A 16,864-nucleotide genomic window follows, 5' to 3' on the forward strand; every position below is an offset into this window, starting at 1 on the left:
CACACGAGGTAGGTTCAATACTCTTGCACGACGGGACTCATCGTCAGCGTAATGTCGAGATTGCCGTTGCGGACGCGGAGCGCGTCGAGAAACTCCTTCTGGTTCGTCTGCGGCCCCATCTGGACCGAGTACATCACTTCATACAAGCTGCCGAGCTCGGTCGTGCGCACCCGCTTCAGCTCGTACTCGACCTGATGCAGGCGGAACACCTCGGCGAACGCCTCCTCGTAGCCGAGGCTCTCGGGTATCGTCACCTTGAGCGTCTTCATCGCCGGGCGGCTCGCGCCGAACTTGACTGCCTTCAGCACGAGCATCAGCGCGCAGAGCACGATCGTGAACAGGACCGCATAGCCGAAAGCCCCGACGCCGCAGGCGAGGCCGGCCGCCATCGAGAACAGCACATAGGAAATGTCCTTGGCGTCGCCGGGGGCGCTGCGGAAGCGGATGATCGAGAACGCTCCGGCCAGGCTGAACGCCCGGGCGATGTTGCTGCCGATGAGCAGGATGATGATGGCGACGATCGTCGGCAGCACGATCATCGTCAGCGTGAAGCTCGGGCTGTACGCCGGCTGCGTCCTCATATAGGTCAGGCTGATGAGCAGGCCGAGCCCGATCGCGACGCCGAGCGTCAGCAGCGCATGGCCGAGCGTGAGCGCGGACTCGCCGGCAGCGGCGGTGCCGAAGATGGATTCGATCATAGCACGATTCTCTCCCTTTCGATGACGGGCGCCCCTGCGCCGCGGATGTTCTTCTTGTATTCGTTGCCGTACTTGCTGAAGCCGGTCCGGTACAGGCCGAGCTCCGAGAGCAGCCGCGACAGCCAGACCGGAACGGTCTTCTCCGCCTTCACTTCCATGAGCCATTGTCCTCGCTCCAGCAGCGGCTCGCCGTAATCGCCGGCCTCCAGCCGCAGGTCATGCCGCCGGGAGCGGATGTTCGTGTCGAACGTGATGCGCAGGTCGCGGCTTTCCTTGCTGAACAGCGCGATGCGGTCGTAGGCGAGATAGGCCATCGGCCGCAGCTCGTAGCGGCTGAGAAAGTATTCGATCTCGCTCATCACCTGCCGGTTCATGCCTTCGCGCCACTCGGGCGGCACGCCGCTCCGGGCGAAGCCGTACGCCTCGCCGAGCCGCATCGCGGTCCGGCGCTTGTTGACGAGTCCGCTCACCTTTTTCTTCAGCTCCAGATACACCTTGGCGTCCGGCCCCGGCACGCCGTAAGCGCGGATGCGCAGCTTCTCGCGGTACTTCGGCTTGGCCAGGCTCGTGCGGATGAGCGTGTGCTGCTCCGTGTCGTAATACAGGTTGCTGATGGCATAGAACTTGTCGTTCCGGTTGAACTCGTCCAGCTGCATATGCTCCATCAGGCGGTTGTACAGGTCATAGAAGGCTTTCGCATCCATCAGGTACTTGTTCTCGTACCGGTTGAACACCTCGATCGCCATGATCCCATCGCCCCTTTCGGCTGTCGTATCGGCGGGCGTCCCCGTCGTGCTGGCTTTAGCTTAGAGGGTCAACCTTTAGCGAAGCTTAAACCCCGCCGGACATGCTACACTTAGGGCGTACAGGCCGCCGGTTAAGGTTGGCTAAAGGTTCGCTTCTTAAAATAAGCGCAAGGGAACAAGAGAAACGAAGCGGGACCGGGAGCGGCCGGGTCCGCAGGCGATAGGAGGGACTGCGATGAGGATTCTGATCGTGGAGGACGAGACGAATCTCGCCGAAGCGCTCGCGCAGGTGCTGCGCAAGCATCATTATTCGGTCGATCTGGCGCATGACGGCGAGGAAGGGCTCGACCACGCGCTCAGCGGCATCTACGATCTCGTGCTGCTGGACATCATGCTGCCGGAGCGCGACGGCATCTCGGTGCTGCGGGCGCTCCGCGCCGAAGGCGTCGCGACGCCGGTCATCCTGCTGACGGCCAAGGGCGAGACGGCCGACAAGATCGCCGGCCTCGATACGGGAGCCGACGACTATATCGCCAAGCCGTTCGATACCGGCGAGCTGCTCGCGCGCATCCGCGCGGCGCTGAGGCGCAAGGGCGAGGTTTTGCCGGAGGAGGGGCTGCGCTTCGGCGACATCGAGCTGAGCCCGCAGACGCTCAAGCTGAGCTGCGGGGGCAAGGAGCTCAAGCTGATCCTGAAGGAGAGCGAGCTGCTGGAGCTGCTCATGACGCGCCGCGCGGCGGTCACGAGCAAGGAGCAGATCATCGAGAAGCTGTGGGGCTTCGACTCCGACGCAGAGCCGAACAACGTCGAGGTATACGTCAGCTTCCTGCGCAAGAAGCTGGCCTTCCTCAAGGCGAAGGCGCGCATCGCCACGATCCGCGGCGTCGGCTACGTGCTGGAGGAGGGGACATGATGTTCCAGCGGCTGCGCAACCGGTTCCTGCTGCTGAACCTGGGCCTGTTCTCGATCCTCATGCTCGCCGCCTTCGGCGCGATCTACGGCATCACCGTGCAGAACATCAACCAGGACATCCGCCTGGAGCTGCTGCGCGTGGCGGACTATTACCGCAACGATCTGGGCGGGCCAGGCGCCGGGCCGCATCAGGACGGGGGAAAAGGCGACGGCTTCCGGCCGTTCCAGCCCGGCGGACGCATGGAGCCGCCGCCGGAGCGCTCCGTCTCGTTCGCGCTGCACACCGACAGCGAGTGGAACCTGCTCTCCAAGTCGACCCGCTTCGACATGGAGGACGACTTTTACGAGCAGGCCAAGGACGAAGCGGTCGCAAGCCCGGTCGAAATCGGCCGCTTCACCCTCGACGGGACCCGCTGGGCGTACAGCGTGCAGCAGCGCCCGGACGGCGCAGGCTACTCCATCGTCTATCTCGACGTGAGCGCGCAGCAGACGATCCTGACGAATCTAATCTACACGTTCACCGCCGTCGCGCTCGTCATGTTCGCCGCCATCTTCCTCGCCAGCCGCTATTTCGCCGGGCGCTCGATCGAGCCGGTGCGGGAGGCGTTCGAGAAGCAGCGGCGCTTCATCGCCGACGCCTCGCATGAGCTCAAGACGCCGCTCGCGGTCATCAACACGAACGCGGACGTGCTGCTGGCGAGCGGCTCCGAGACGATCGACAGCCAGGCCAAGTGGCTGCAGCGCATCAAGTCGGAGACCGAGCGCATGAAGAGGCTCACGACCGACCTCCTTTACCTGACGGAAATGGAGGACGCGCGCGAGCAGCCGCTGCAGGTGCCGTTCGACCTGAGCGATACGGTGGAGAGCGTCATCCTGACGATGGAAGCCGTCGTCTACGAGCGGCGGCTGGAGCTGGACTATGACATCGAGCCGGGGCTGACCGCCGTCGGCAGCGCCGAGCAGATCCGCCAGGTCGTGCTCATCCTGCTCGACAACGCGATCAAGTACGCCGGCCCGCAAGGACGGATCGCGATCTCGCTCAAGAAGCAGCATCATCATTGCCTGCTGCAGGTGACGAACACCGGCGAGGGCATCCCCGAGGAGCATCTGGAGCGCATCTTCGACCGCTTCTACCGCGTCGATGCCTCGCGCTCCCGCAAGCAGGGCGGGTACGGCCTCGGCCTCGCCATCGCGCGCTCGATCGTCGAGCAGCACAAAGGGCGCCTGTACGCGAAAAGCGTCCCGGGCGCGGAGACGAGCTTTTATATGCAGCTGGGCGGATGACGAAAAAAGGGCCTTCTCCCACCAGGAACGGTGGAAGAAGGCCCTTCGTGCTGCAGCTTCCGGAGAGGATCAGGACTGGAAGAGAATTTCTCCCAGCAGACGCTGAAGCAGCAAGGCGCTCTCTTTGCGGCTGCTTGATGCGTTCCTTTCGAAATGGAACGGGTCGTTCGCGGTTCCGATCAATTTCGAGCCGATCGCCTGGCGATAGGACTCTACAGCCCATGCCGAGAGGCTCGGCGTGGCGATCATGTCAACGGACATGGGCTTGTAGCCGCTGAACTGCATCGCTTTGACAAGCATGACCATCATTTCCTGATGCGTGATAGTCTGGTTCGGCTTGAACGCGCCGTCGCTGTATCCGTTGATGATGCCTGCCTTTGCGACCAGCTTGACGGCATCGCTGTACCAGCTTCCTGCAGCGACATCCTTGAAGGCCGCCGCCGCTTCGCCGCTCGCGGACGGCGACAAGCCCAGCGCCTTGCTCAGCATGACGGCGAATTCGGCCCGCGTCACCTTGCCGTCCGGCCGGAACGTCCCGTCCGAATAGCCGTTCAAGACGCCGCGCGCAGTCAGCGTCAGGATGCTGGAGTCGTACGCCGCATTTCCCGTCGCATCCTTGAAGGACGACGCTTTCTTGACGACCGCGAACAATCCGTCCTTCAGGCTGTACATCGTGACGTTCGCACCGCCTGCAGCGGAGTCGACTCGTACGGGAACCGGTTCGAACCGGTTCGTTTCCGGGTTGAGCCGGTAGCCTCCGATCTGAGAAGCAGGCATGCTGCCGGAAACGAGGATGGCATGCCCCACGTACTGCCCATAGTCGTTCAAGTCCTGGACGGACCCGTCTTTCTGAACTGCCGCCAGATCGAATTTGACGACAGAGCCTAGCATCGCGCCTTTATTGGATGTGCGCAGCTCCGCGCCAAGCGAGGCATCCTGGACGAAAATGGACAGCCGCAGCGAGCTCGCTTCCGGCATGTTCGAGGCTAGGGCTGAGGCAGGAACGGTCCAGGTTCCGACCGATGTTTCCAGAATCAGGCGGCCGTTTTTCTGCGCGGCCGATTGGACCGCTCCCGATTCGATTTGGAAAACAATTTGTCCGGCTTTGCTTTCGCTCTTGGCCCGGACGTCCGATGACCCTGCGAGCTGGCCGGCCGCATAGGCCGCATTCAAGCCGATGACCGCCGTCACGACTCCATTCGCGTCGGTCTCTTCCTTGACATCGAGCTTCGCCGGCGCTGGCGTAGGACTCGGCGCCGGCGCTCCGCCGCCGCCGATCATGCCGCCTCCGCCTCCGCCTCCGCCCCCGCCTCCGCCGGCCGGGGGCGCAGTCGGCTTGACGCCGCCGCCAGGGGTATCTATGATCATCGCCGGAATGGTCATGGCGACAGGCTCGCTTTCCAGCTTGCCTTGGCTCGTCCGCGTAATGAAGACCGTACCTCCTGGCGATCCCATGTCGCCTGTATCCAAAGAAACGGAGCTGCTGCCCGAGGAGGGCTTGCCGGAGGCAAGGAGCGCGTAATTCGAATGATAGACACGGATCATGTCGCCAGCCGCCAGATTCCTGACCTCTACCCGGTCGCTCGCGTACAGATACTTGTACAAAGAGATATCGCTTGCGGCTGGCGGCGAGCTTTCAAAACGACTCAGGACGAGGTACTGATATAAAGGCGCCTCGCCATCCGCGCCGCTCTGGACCAGAGCCAGGCCGACCGCCTTGTCCGGAATCCGCACAGGGCCGACTTTCAGGCTATAGGAGGCTTTGCCTCCCGGAACGGAAGCGATCGCCTCGCCGAGCAGATCGTCCTCTCCCATCCAGTACAGCTTGTAGGTCATGGCGGTTCTTTCCACGCCAGGCTTCCAAGTCAGCGTGCCTTCCAGCTCCCCGTCCTTTGCCGGCAGCTCCGCCAGCGAGAACTCCTTGGCGAATGCCCCAGGGAAATTCCAGAACGGCAGCACGACCGGATTACGCGGCTTCCAGTCATAGTTGTCCGTGCGGGGCCACACGGCCAGGGAGACCGCTTGAGCAGGAGCATCATAGACGCTGGCCTTGAGGACGACTGTGCCGTCCTCCAGCTTGGCCTCCGAGTAGATTGTCAGGTTGGAGGACAGACTCTTGCCGGATGCATCCCTCAGCTCCGCCACGTAGCCCCTCACCATCTCGGAATCTTCTCCAGGAGTCAGGTACAGCTTGCCCTGAAAGGAGTTCGGGCTGGAATAGCCGTACTCCAGCTGCACATCGCTCGGCATGAGCATCGTCTGGACGTACTCCTCTAGCCCGTCCAGATTCGCGAACCGATACGTCCGGCTGTCCGTGGCCAGCACGATCGTTCCGTCCGCAGCGACATGCGCTTCCTTGGCTTCGAACGGCAGGTCGGCGATCTTGGCGTACGAATCACGGCCGTAGACCGCTTTTCTTCCGATGACGAATTCCTTGCCCACGGCAAGCGGCCGTTCGGGATAGGTTCCGAGAATCTGGGCAGGAGAGCTCTTGCTCCGCCTGACGTTGCCCAGATAGAGGCTCGTCCCATCCTGCAGGACGGGACCGTCGCCCGAGGAGAAAGCAACGGAGGTCGAGGAGACCTCCTGCAGGGTGGCTGCATCATAGCGGCTGATCTTGCTGTAAGTAGCGACGTACAGGCTGCCGCTTGCCGCATCGTAGACCGCTTGGCCTTGGGACGGATTGCTCGGATAGGCGAAGACGGGCTGATTCGTTCCGCTGCCTGCAAGGCGCAATTCTCCATTCATTTCCTCGCCCCAGTAGAAAAGCTTGGAGCCTGCGGGAAGCAGCCGCTGCGGATTGGACGACGTCCGGATCCGCTGCACTCCGCTCCCAAGAGCAGATGCATCGAGGATGCCGATCGCGGTTTCCCCATGGAAGGCCACATAAAGCTTTCCGGCCTGCAGCTCCAGATGAGCGGGCTGGGAGCCGACGTAAGCCTTCTCCACGACCGACAGGTCGCTTTTCAAAAGCTTGACGACTTCGTTTGTGTCCTTCGACACGCCATAGAGATAAGTCTCGTCCGAGACGATGCTCGAAAGCGGGGCGTTCGGCACGGCGTGGAAGCCGGATGCCGCCTGCAGCTTGAATTCAGGCTGCATCAGCTTCTCCGGAAGCTCGTAGACTTCAATTTCCTTGGCATCCCACCGGCCTTTCTGCACGTAGATCCTGCCGTCCCCGATCTGTCCGCGCTCCGCCTCGGCGAAAACGTCTCCAGGGAATCCGGCCAGCTGCAGATAACGATCCCGGCTGTACAAACCTTGCTGGGTCAGGATCAGCTCTCCTTTCTGGTCCATCAGCTGGGAACTCAGATACGAGTAGCTGCCTGATCTCGGGTACATGCCTTTGATCCACGTCAAGTCGAGCGCATCCAGACGCGAGCCTGCATAGAAGACGTCATCCCCGTCAAGACCGATGTACGGAGCTGGAAACTCGAATCCATACCCTCCTCGGTAGGTGGATTCGCTCCTCTTCCTTCCGGTGTCGTACTCATAGGAAGACAGGTTGGAGCCTGTACTCCCCGTTTCGCCGATGTACAGCAGACGACGGCTCTCATCCGCCTTCAGCACCGCGTCGGAGACCGACTCTGCAAATCGGGTCGTAACCCCCGTGGAACGGTCCTGCTTATAGACCGTATTCCACGAGCCGCCGCTTGTATAGAATATATATTGCGACGTTACAGCCAGCTGCAGAGGGCTGTACGTCGTTTCAATGACCGAAGCGAGCGTTTGCGTCGTCATGTCCACGACCCGAATCGATGTCGCTCCGGAGGAAGCGATATACAGCTCGTTGCCGTACCGCTCCAGATCCGACGGCATGGAGCCGACCGTCAGCTCCTTTTCCACCTTCTGCGTGGCCGTATCCACAATGGTCAAGGTGTTGGTCGTCTTGGAGATCGCATACAGCTTTCCGCTAGCTTCGTCCAAGTCCCAATCCGTCAGGACGTTTGCCAGCGGGATCGTTCCGATCTGCTTCAATGTCTCTGCTTGCGGAGCTTTCTCGGCATGCGCCGTGCCGGCTGCCCCGAGTCCTGAAACCCCTCCCGACAATAGGACTGCCGCCGCTAGGAATGCGCTTAACCCCTTCGTGACTATTCTTTTCATCGTCCTGTCCTGCCTCTCCTCTACGAATCAAGAGCCTCTCCTAATTTACGGCTTTTTTTTAAAATATTCCATATAAATGTTTTTAAAAGAATACCGCTCTGGAGGCATGATGGATCAAGCTTCCGCAAGCAGGGAGATGAGCACCTGAACCAGACGCAAGGATGCGCTCCGGCATGCAGCCGGGCGAGCCCGCCATGAGCTCGCCTTTTTTCATTTCTGGTATAGTTTGGATAAAAATGTTTTACCCCTGAAAGGCGAAGTCCCGATAAGGTTATACTGGGAAACGGAGGTCCGCATCGACTCCGGCGCATGCCGTCCTCTTCCCATTCCTAACCTTAAAGGGGCTGATTCCATGGATGCTCCATCCACGAACCTACCATCTTCGCCGAGCCTTTTCCACAACCGGTTCCTGCAGACGATCCTGCTCTCGAGCATGACGCTGCAGATCGGCATCTGGGTGCGCAACTTCGCCATCCTGCTCTATGTCGCCGAAAAGACCAACGACGATCCGATCGCCATCTCGCTCATCAGCGTAGCCGAGTTCGCCCCGATCTTCATCTTCTCGTTCATCGGAGGCACGTTCGCCGACCGCTGGCGGCCCAAGCGGACGATGGTCTGGTGCGACCTGCTCTCGGCCGTATCCGTCTTCGCCGTGCTGCTGGCCGTCCATTTCGGCAGCTGGGAGTCGATCTACCTGGTCGCGTTCATCTCCGCCATCCTGTCCCAGTTCTCCCAGCCGTCCGGCATGCGCCTGTTCAAGCAGCATGTCCCGGAAAGCCAGATGCAGCAAGGGATGGCGCTGTTCCAGTCGCTGCAGGCGACGTTCATGGTGCTCGGGCCGATGCTCGGCACGTTCGTCTACAGCCGCTTCGGCCTGGAGACGTCGATCGCCGTCATGGGCACGGCGTTCCTGCTGTCGGCGCTCGTGCTCGTGCGCCTGCCCAAGGATCTCGTGCAGCCGCGCGAGGCCGGCGCAAGCGGACAGTTCTGGGGCGAGCTCGCCGAGGGCTTCCGCTACGTCTGGCGCAGCACGGTGCTGCGGACGCTCGGCATCGCCTTCCTGCTCGCCGGCCTGGCCGTCGGCCTGGCGCAGGCGCTCAACCTGTTCATCGTGACGGAGCGGCTCGGCCAGGACAAAGAGTTCCTCCAGTACCTGCTCGTCGTCAGCGGCGTCGCGATGCTGATCGGCGGAGGCGTCGTCGCCGCGTTCGCGAAGCGCATCCCTCCGCAGCTGCTGCTGGCCACCGGCATGCTGTTCAGCGCGGTGTGCACGGTCATCGTCGGCTTCTCGACGAGCGTGCCGGTGACGCTCGTCACCCAGTTCATCAACGGCCTCGCCTTCCCGTGCATCCACATCGGCATCAGCACGATGATCCTGACCTGGTCGCAGCCGTCGATTGTCGGGCGGGTGAATGGCGTGCTCAACCCGCTGTTCATCGGCATGATGGTCGTGTCGATGTCGCTGGCCGGCGTGCTGAAGAGCGCGTTCCCGCTCGTCGCCATCTACAGCGGCTCGGGCCTGCTGTTCCTGCTCGGCGCGCTGGCGATGCTGCCGATCGCCAGGCACAAGGCTCCGGAGCAGCCGGCGCAGGTGCCGGCGCAGGCGTAGATTTTTGACGCAGGCAAAAGAAAAAAGCCGCCTCCTTGCCGGGAACGGCCGTGCTGCCCGGATCATTCGGGCAGCTTTTTTGTATTGGTGTCGCGGGCGGCGTGCGCTACACGCGGTTTTTCCGCGCGTAGGGCGCCTGGGCGCTAGCGCAGCGAGCGCTTCGCGCGGTTTTTCCGCGCGTAGGGCGCCTGGGCGCTAGCGCGGCGTGCGCTTCGCGCGGTTTTTCCGCGCGTAGGGCGCCTGAGCGCTAGCGCAGCGTGCGCTTCGCGAGGTTTTTCCGCGCGTAGGGCGCCTGGGCGCTAGCGCAGCGTGCGCTTCGCGCGGTTTTTCCGCGCGTAGGGCGCCTGGGCGCTAGCGCGGCGAGCGCTTCGCGCGGTTTTTCCGCGCGTAGAGCACCTGGGCGCTAGCGCAGCGAGCACTTCGCGAGGTTTTTCCGCGCGTAGGGCGCCTGGGCGCTAGCGCAGCGTGCGCTTCGCGCGGTTTTTCCGCGCGTAGGGCGCCTGGGCGCTAGCGCGGCGAGCGCTTCGCGCGGTTTTTCCGCGCGTAGGGCGCCTGGGCGCTAGCGCGGCGAGCGCTTCGCGAGGTTTTTCCGCGCGTAGGGCGCCTGGGCGCTAGCGCGGCGAGCGCTTCGCGAGGTTTTTCCGCGCGTAGAGCACCTGGGCGCTAGCGCAGCGAGCGCTTCGCGAGGTTTTTCCGCGCGTAGGGCGCCTGGGCGCTAGCGCAGCGTGCGCTTCGCGCGGTTTTTCCGCGCGTAGAGCACCTGGGCGCTAGCGCAGCGAGCGCTTCGCGAGGTTTTTCCGCGCGTAGGGCGCCTGGGCGCTAGCGCAGCGAGCGCTTCGCGCGGTTTTTCCGCGCGTAGGGCGCCTGGGCGCTAGCGCAGCGAGCGCTTCGCGCGGTTTTTCCGCGCGTCGGGCGCCTGGGCGCTAGCGCGGCGAGCGCTTCGCGAGGTTTTTCCGCGCGTAGAGCGCCTGAGCTCTAGCGCAGCTCCTTGCCGTCCCGATAAGCCGGGTCATGCAGCGCCTCCAGCACAGCCTGAGCCTTGACCCCGTCGGCGAAGTCGTACACGATCGCCTCTTCGCCGCGGATGCGGCGCAGCACCTGCTTCAGCATCGGCAGCGGTCCTTCGTCCTCGGCGACCTCCACCGGCTCGAGCGAGGCCTCGTCCCGTCCGACGAGCAGCTGCCGCCAGTTCTCCAGCGCGACGACGCCGTCTCGGCCGCGAATCACCATCGACACCCGCTCCTCCGCTACGCCGCGCGTGCGCCCGGTCAGCCGGATCCGCTTGCCGTCCGCCAGCGTCAGCTCCGCCTCGGCCTGCGTCTCGCTCGCCTCCGCTCCGTCGCCGTAGTCGACCTGGCTGCGCACCCCGACGATGTCGCCGAACAGCTGCTGGATCATGTGGATCCAGTGGATGCCGACCTCGAGCAGGAAGCCTCCTTCCGCGCGCGTCGTGATCCAATCGTTCTGCTGCCAGGCGCGCGGCCACTGCGGGAACTCCAGGATGAGCTCCATGCTCTCGATCTCTCCGACGGTCCGCTCCTCCAGCAGCAGGCGGCGCATTTCCCTCACGGCCGGGTCCTGCGGGAAGGAGAAATGAACGGCATTCACGACGCCGGCCGCCTCCGCAGCCGCGCGCATCCGCTCCGCCTCCTCGAGGCTGCTCGCCAGCGGCTTTTCGGAAAAGACATGGATGCCCTTCGCCATCGCGGCCTCGGCCGTCTCCCGATGCAGGGACGGCGGGACAGCGATGTAGACGAGGTCGAGCTTCTCCCGCTCCAGCATGAGCCGCCAATCCTCGTACAGCGCGATTCCGGGCCGCTGCTCCCCGATCTCCCGCAGCGTCTGCGCGCGCGGCTCGCTCGCCGCGACCAGCTCGCATTGCTCCGCGAACCTCGGCTGCGTGCGCAGCGACATGCCCTTGCCCATATTGCCCAGGCCGATGACGGCCATCCGGATCTTGTCCATGGTTCAGCTCCCCCTGATGCCTTGAAATGTTCGGTCTCTCTAAGGGTTCGACCCGGCGCTTCGCGGTTCCTTCCCGGCTGCGAAAAGAGGGACGGGGCCAGCCATCCGCCCTCGGGTGGGCCCCTTTTTTCGGACCGCCTGGCGGACAGCCGAAAAAGCCGTCACTCAAGCATCGCTTGAATAGCGGCTCTCGGCTTCTAGGCTCGTCCTGCGGCGAAACCCCGCCTATTGCAGCTCGACCGTCTCGTTCAGCTTGCTGTCGCCCGAGCCGGCGCCGGTCAGCCGGTGCAGCACGAGCTTGGCCGCCTCGAATTTATTCGCCGTGTCCCAATACTCCGCCGCCTCGGCGTTCACCTTGACGAGCACGACGTTTGGGTCGTCGTAGGAGGCATGGAGCAGCTTTTCGTACGCCTTGTTCCAGAATGCCTTCTTCTTCTCCAGATCCTCGACGAACTCCGCCTTGCCGCGGATCGAGACGAACGACTTGCCCGCATAAGCGACGTTGACCCGCGGATCGCGCCGCAGCTCCCCGTACTTCGCCGTATCCTTCATCGTGACGAACCACAGGTCGCCGTCGAACTCGATCTCCTGGGTCTTCATCGGCCGCGAGACAAGGCCTTCCTCCGCGATCGTAGTCAGCATCGCGGTCTCGATGCCGTCGATCAGCTCCCGCACCTTCTCCACCGCTTGTTCATGGGTCGTCTGCTTTTCCGACATGATGCATCACCTCTTCCGCTTTTGTATTCCCTTTTTACACGGAATCGATAAGTTCCAATCGTTCTGCTGACGCGCAAAAAGGGCGGCCCTCCCGCGAGGAAGGCCGCCCTGCACAAATGTTACGCTCAACCGCCGGCGGCGAAGACGCCGCTTTTGTACGTGAGCGTATAGACGATGCCGCTGTCCGTCAGCAGCGTCGCAGCGACATTGTCGCGGACGATCGCCGTGCTTTTGCCGTCGGCTCCGACCTTGTATAGTCCCGGCTCATAGCCGTCCGAGACGTAATAGACGCCCTTCGGTCCGACCTCGTACGAATGGGCCGGCTTGTCGCTCAGCTTGATCTCGCGCCCGGCCGCCAGATCGTAGCGGTACAGATCGCCCGCCTGAGCATGCAGATCGCTCGGACGGGTCCCGACCGGCTGCGCCCGATAGTACAGGCTGCCGCCATGCAGCCGGACGTCGAAGACGGGACGGTCGACGACGATGCGGCTCGCGCCTCCGCCGAGTCCGGCCTGGCCGAGCTTGCCGGTCGCGCGGTCCACATAGTAGACGGAGGCGCCTTCCAGCCAGAAGTCGGAGGCCGATGGAGTCAGCCTCGTCTGCGCGCCGCCGTCCAGCGGGATCCGGTAGACGGCGCTCGTCGCCGTCTGGTCCGCCTCTTCATAGCCGAGCGCATAGGCGCTGCCGTCCTTGACGTACAGCTTGTCGCTGCCGACATGGCCGACGCTGCCGCCTGAGACCGTCCGATTGATGCCGTAGGTGAAGGCGCTGTCGCCGATGGACGAAAACTTGCCGGTACGGAGGTCGACCTGCTTCAGGTTGCCCGGCTGCATCGTCATGAAGTGAAAGTTAGTGTACAGCAGCCGGTCGCCGGAGCGGGCATAGGCCATCAGGCTCTTGCCGCCTCCGACTTCCTTGAGCGTCCCGCCGTCCAGCCGGTACAGCGTCTCCGAGCCCATCGTAAGATCGCCGGAATGCAGGTTGACCAGCAGCTGGCCCTCCAGCTTGACCACTGCCTCCAGCCAGCCGTCGCTTGGCTTCCAGCCGCTCAGCGAGGCGGCTTTGGCCGCCTTGCCCGTCGCCGGATCGAGCGCGTGGAGCTCCGCCTTGCCGCTGATGACCGTCGGATAGTAGACCTTGCCGTCCGCCGCTTTCGCCTGGCTGAGGACCGGCTTGCCCGGCAGCTCGATCCGGACCGGCTTGGCGCCGTCTTTTTGCTTGTACAGCAGCTCGGATGTCGCCGTGGCGGTATAGAACGCACGGTAGTAGTACGAAGTGTTACCCGACCTTGCCAGCAATTCGGTCGAGCTCTCCACCTCGGCGCGCGTACGCTTGTCCGTCAGCTGCCGCTTGATCGGATCGATCAGAGAGCGCGTATCGGCAAGCTTCGGATCGATCTTGTCGTCGCCGATGAGGATGAGCCCGTCCAGCCATTGGATCTCCTTCTCCAGCGCGCTCGAGGCGCTGCGCAGCGGCAGCAGGATCGTGCCGTTCACCTTGTACGGGTCGACGTCGATCGCGACGGCTTTGCCGTTCACTTCCATCGTCCGGCTGCCCACGGCAAAGCGGATCGTCCTCTTGAGCGCGGCATTTGTCAGCACGACCTCATTCGGCCGCTTGGCGTCCCAGATCGTTTCCCAGATGCCGCCGGAGCGGTTCGCTTCTCCCGCCAAGTAGCTCAGCAGGCGGATCGGCACGAAGACGCGGCTTTCGCGCTGCACGAGCTTGTAGTCTAGGTACAGGTCCGTCTTCTGTCCGCGGATGAACACCTTCTGCTGAAAGTCGTAGGGCAGGATGACGGTCCGGTCGAACGCCTGCTTCAGCGACGTCGAGGCCGGAGCTCCGCTGTCCGCCGCATCGGCGGGAGCAAGCGCGGCGCCAGCCCAAAGGGCGGCCGCGAGAACGGCGAGCGCAGTCTTTTTCATGTCGGGTCTCCTTTTTGTGGTTGTCTTCACGAATAGACGGATGTCGACGGAAGAATGTTCCTGCCTCCATCCCGAGCCCGTCTCCTGTCCGCCGCCCGCCGCTCCACGCACGCGTTCCGAGATTTCTCTTGACCTCTATCATTTACATCTGTAATCTATACCTATCGTTTACATGTGTAGATGTTCAAGGAAAAGGAGGAATTCCGAATGAACGCCCCCATCCGCATCAGCGAATCGGAGAGCGAGGTGATGAAGCTGCTGTGGGAGCAGGAGCCGCTCACGGCCAGCGAGATCATCGAACGCCTGCAGCGGCAGATGGATTGGTCGGATCAGACGATCAAGACCTTTCTCAACCGCCTGCTCAATAAAGAAGCGATCCGCTTCGAGAAGTCCGGCCGCACGTATCTCTACTATCCGCTCGTCACGCGCGACGAGTACTTGAGATCGGAGAACCGCTCGTTCCTGAACCGCGTCTATGACGGAGCGATCGGCATGATGTGCGCCAAGTTCCTGGAAGAAGAAAGGCTGTCCGATCAAGAGATCGAGCAGCTGCAGCGGCTGCTCGACAAGCAGAAGAAAGGCGGCGACGCATGAGCGCGCTCGAGGCGATCTTCCTGCTGCTGCTCCAGGCCTCCATCGGCTCGTCGGCGCTCATCGCGCTCGTGCTGCTCCTCCGCCGCTGGCGCGAGGGGCGGCTGCTGCCGCGCGTCATGCCGCTGCTCTGGCTGCTCGTGCTCGTCAAGCTGCTTGTTCCGGCGCTGCCGGAAACGCCGTTCAATCTATTCCGAGTCGTCCCGGCGCTGGTTCAGGAAGCTTCCAGCGCCGTCTCGGAAGCTCCTGCGGAGTCGGCCGCATCGGGTCCGGCCAGCCTCCCGGCAGCAGCTCAGCCGGCGGATCCTGGCGCCGAGGCCAGCGCAATCAGCACAGCGGATTCAGACAAGCCGACTGCTGCTGCAGCGCCGGATCCGGCTGCTTCCGCCCTCAGCCTCTGGCTGACGTTAGGCGCGCTCGTCTGGCTGGCAGGAATGCTGGCGTTGGGCGGCACCGGCCTCTATGCCGCGCTGCGCTTCCGCCGTATCTTGACGCATGCCGTACCGGTTCAGGAAGCTTCCGTCCTTTTCGCCCTGGAAGCGTGTCGGCAGCGGCTCGACATCCGGCGCCGCATCGGGCTGTACGAGCTGCCCGGGCGAGCGGGTCCTTTCGTCTATGGCTGGATGAGACCTGCCGTCTACATGCCCGCAGGCTTCGCCGCCGAAGCCGATTCCCGGCAGCTGACGCATGTGCTGCTGCATGAGCTGATCCATGTGAAGCGGAAGGACGTGTGGGTCGGCGCGCTCTGGGCCGCTGTCGCCGCGATCTACTGGTTCAATCCGTTCGTCTGGCTGGCGCTGCGGAGCATGAAGGCCGACCGTGAGATCGCCTGCGACGCCGGCGTGCTGGACGCGCTCGGCGAACGGGAAGGCTCCTCCTACGGCATGACGCTGCTTCAGCTTGCCCGCCGCCCCGGCCCGCGCCCGGCGCCGGGACTGCCGTTCGCGCTGTTCCCGCAGAAGCGCGGTGAGCTGAAGCGGCGGATCGCCATGATCGCGCGCTTCCGCGAAGGCTCGTATCGCCTTTCGTTTCCGATCATCGTACTGGCGCTCGCCGCCAGCGCCGTGCTGCTGATGATGGCCTCCGCCCCGCTTCAAGGGCCGAAGACGCTCGAAACGGTCTCGGCGAAGGGTGACAGCCGCGGGCCTGGATCTCTCGGCATCACCCGCAACATGGATGACTTCAAATGGTTTTCCAGTCTGGATCGGCTGCGCGTCCATACGAACTTTGACTTTAAAGTGCCGGACGATCTGCCGCAGGGGTATAAGATGAGCTACTTAAACGTCGACCAGGCCGTCCGAAAAGAGGAAAAAGACCGCGTCACCGTCGGGTTCGTCTCCATGAGCCCTGCAGCGGGCTACGTTCCGAGGTTCGAGCTTAAGGCCTCGCTTAACGATCTGCGAGAGACGTATCGCGTGCAGCCAGGCGAGGAATTTTGGACGAACGCTCCGGCGATGAGGGGAAAACCGGAGCCGATTGCGTTCCGGCACGAGCCGGCCGAATTCGCAGGTATTCAAGGCACGCTCGTCACGGAGGTCCAGAACTATGCCTGGCATCTTCCCGAGCACGCCAAGACATTCATTTGGAAGGACGGAGACGTCTGGTACGCTCTCGATTATTTCAGCGAAAACCATAGCCAGAAGGAAGGAACGCCTCAGCACTGGATGAACCTCAGCGACGCGCAGCGTGATCAGGTGCTCCGCTCGTTCGTCTGGCCGGATCAAGTAAAGGCGACGGACTACAGCGGAGCAGGCGAACCATTTCCGCTTTACGATACCGAAGATCTGGACGCTGCGACAAAAATCCTCGGCTTCGAGCCAATGCTGCCGAAGACGATCATGACAGAGAAGCTGACGCTTGATAATGCGGTTATGCTTCAGCGGGGTGGACGGAATATTAGCTATCCGTCGCTAATTGTGAGCGATTCTCTGGAAAGCACCTACCGCGCGCCTTCCAATGCCCCCATAGGCGATCGGAACGATACGGTATCCTTCTATCAAGGCAGCGGCCCCCTCGTCGAGGCGGACAAGCTGATTCCCCCAAGCCGCATAAGCTTGCACGGCATGGATTTATTAGTCGTGAAAGACAGCAATTCCGCAACAAATCCATATGGATTCGATAAAGGCTACAACGATGACCGCACCCACACCTACTACATCTGGGAAAGCGGCGGCCGGCATTACGTGGCGTTTTTCCGCGGCATGGACGAATTCCACCATGAGGTGCTGAAAGAGCTGGTCGGACTGACGAAGAGGTAGGAAGGCTTCACCGGAAAGAAAAAAAGAAGCGTCCGTTCCGGCTCGCAAGAGCTTG

At 62.9% G+C, this 16,864-nt stretch carries 11 protein-coding genes; 5 read left to right on the plus strand and 6 right to left on the minus strand.

Annotated features, from left to right (window positions below; translation table 11 throughout):
- Positions 1 to 14 precede the first annotated feature (14 nt).
- Together NYE40_RS23480 and NYE40_RS23485 are read right to left on the minus strand one after the other, a co-directional pair.
- Entirely contained in the window at positions 15 to 698 is a 684-nt protein-coding gene (locus NYE40_RS23480) for a DUF4956 domain-containing protein (protein WP_153784559.1), read from the minus strand.
- Complete coding sequence (locus tag NYE40_RS23485) at positions 695 to 1,444, minus strand: polyphosphate polymerase domain-containing protein (protein WP_028600189.1); 750 nt, start codon at positions 1,442 to 1,444, stop codon at positions 695 to 697. Before NYE40_RS23485 ends, NYE40_RS23480 begins: the two co-directional genes overlap by 4 nt.
- 235 nt (positions 1,445 to 1,679) lie before the next feature.
- Between NYE40_RS23485 and NYE40_RS23490 the strand changes: the two genes are divergently transcribed.
- Together NYE40_RS23490 and NYE40_RS23495 are read left to right on the plus strand one after the other, a co-directional pair.
- A complete protein-coding gene (locus NYE40_RS23490) occupies positions 1,680 to 2,357 on the plus strand; it encodes a response regulator transcription factor (protein ID WP_153784560.1) in 678 nt (225 codons plus the stop codon).
- On the plus strand, positions 2,354 to 3,640 hold the full coding sequence (locus NYE40_RS23495) for a HAMP domain-containing sensor histidine kinase (RefSeq protein ID WP_323744210.1): 1,287 nt from the start codon (positions 2,354 to 2,356) through the stop codon (positions 3,638 to 3,640). Before NYE40_RS23490 ends, NYE40_RS23495 begins: the two co-directional genes overlap by 4 nt.
- 69 nt (positions 3,641 to 3,709) lie before the next feature.
- Here NYE40_RS23495 and NYE40_RS23500 read toward each other — a convergent pair whose 3' ends face one another.
- Positions 3,710 to 7,618: an S-layer homology domain-containing protein gene (locus tag NYE40_RS23500; RefSeq protein ID WP_339279045.1), complete on the minus strand. Its 3,909-nt coding sequence runs from the start codon at positions 7,616 to 7,618 to the stop codon at positions 3,710 to 3,712.
- A gap of 478 nt (positions 7,619 to 8,096) precedes the next feature.
- On the opposite strand from NYE40_RS23500, the gene NYE40_RS23505 reads away from it, so the two are divergent.
- A complete protein-coding gene (locus NYE40_RS23505; RefSeq protein WP_339279046.1) occupies positions 8,097 to 9,353 on the plus strand; it encodes an MFS transporter in 1,257 nt (418 codons plus the stop codon).
- Positions 9,354 to 10,328: 975 nt separating this feature from the next.
- On the opposite strand, the gene NYE40_RS23510 is transcribed toward NYE40_RS23505, so the two are convergent.
- The 3 genes from NYE40_RS23510 to NYE40_RS23520 form a co-directional block, all read right to left on the minus strand.
- Positions 10,329 to 11,318, minus strand: coding sequence for a Gfo/Idh/MocA family oxidoreductase (locus tag NYE40_RS23510; protein ID WP_028600184.1), 990 nt, complete (start codon positions 11,316 to 11,318; stop codon positions 10,329 to 10,331).
- 225 nt (positions 11,319 to 11,543) lie between these two features.
- On the minus strand, positions 11,544 to 12,035 hold the full coding sequence (locus NYE40_RS23515) for a pyridoxamine 5'-phosphate oxidase family protein (RefSeq protein WP_339279047.1): 492 nt from the start codon (positions 12,033 to 12,035) through the stop codon (positions 11,544 to 11,546).
- Between the two features lie 125 nt (positions 12,036 to 12,160).
- Positions 12,161 to 13,960 carry a DUF5050 domain-containing protein gene (locus NYE40_RS23520; protein ID WP_339279048.1) on the minus strand — a complete coding sequence of 600 codons (1,800 nt, stop codon included), beginning with the start codon at positions 13,958 to 13,960 and terminating at the stop codon, positions 12,161 to 12,163.
- Between the two features lie 207 nt (positions 13,961 to 14,167).
- Here NYE40_RS23520 and NYE40_RS23525 point away from each other — a divergent pair, with 207 nt between their 5' ends.
- Both NYE40_RS23525 and NYE40_RS23530 read left to right on the plus strand, forming a co-directional pair.
- Positions 14,168 to 14,554, plus strand: a complete 387-nt coding sequence (locus NYE40_RS23525; RefSeq protein WP_028600181.1) for a BlaI/MecI/CopY family transcriptional regulator — start codon at positions 14,168 to 14,170, stop codon at positions 14,552 to 14,554.
- Positions 14,551 to 16,809, plus strand: coding sequence for a M56 family metallopeptidase (locus NYE40_RS23530; RefSeq protein WP_339279049.1), 2,259 nt, complete (start codon positions 14,551 to 14,553; stop codon positions 16,807 to 16,809). The genes NYE40_RS23525 and NYE40_RS23530 overlap by 4 nt, the downstream gene beginning before the upstream one ends.
- Positions 16,810 to 16,864: the final 55 nt, after the last annotated feature.

This window comes from Paenibacillus sp. FSL W8-1187 (assembly GCF_037965485.1).
Lineage (GTDB): Bacteria > Bacillota > Bacilli > Paenibacillales > Paenibacillaceae > Paenibacillus_O > Paenibacillus_O pasadenensis.

Coding starts and splice junctions, on each gene's coding strand:
- NYE40_RS23480 (WP_153784559.1), bottom strand. CDS start 698: ATGATCGAATCCATCTTCGGCACCGCCGCTGCCGGCGAGTCCGCGCTC.
- NYE40_RS23485 (WP_028600189.1), bottom strand. CDS start 1,444: ATGGCGATCGAGGTGTTCAACCGGTACGAGAACAAGTACCTGATGGAT.
- NYE40_RS23490 (WP_153784560.1), top strand. CDS start 1,680: ATGAGGATTCTGATCGTGGAGGACGAGACGAATCTCGCCGAAGCGCTC.
- NYE40_RS23495 (WP_323744210.1), top strand. CDS start 2,354: ATGATGTTCCAGCGGCTGCGCAACCGGTTCCTGCTGCTGAACCTGGGC.
- NYE40_RS23505 (WP_339279046.1), top strand. CDS start 8,097: ATGGATGCTCCATCCACGAACCTACCATCTTCGCCGAGCCTTTTCCAC.
- NYE40_RS23510 (WP_028600184.1), bottom strand. CDS start 11,318: ATGGACAAGATCCGGATGGCCGTCATCGGCCTGGGCAATATGGGCAAG.
- NYE40_RS23515 (WP_339279047.1), bottom strand. CDS start 12,035: ATGTCGGAAAAGCAGACGACCCATGAACAAGCGGTGGAGAAGGTGCGG.
- NYE40_RS23520 (WP_339279048.1), bottom strand. CDS start 13,960: ATGAAAAAGACTGCGCTCGCCGTTCTCGCGGCCGCCCTTTGGGCTGGC.
- NYE40_RS23525 (WP_028600181.1), top strand. CDS start 14,168: ATGAACGCCCCCATCCGCATCAGCGAATCGGAGAGCGAGGTGATGAAG.
- NYE40_RS23530 (WP_339279049.1), top strand. CDS start 14,551: ATGAGCGCGCTCGAGGCGATCTTCCTGCTGCTGCTCCAGGCCTCCATC.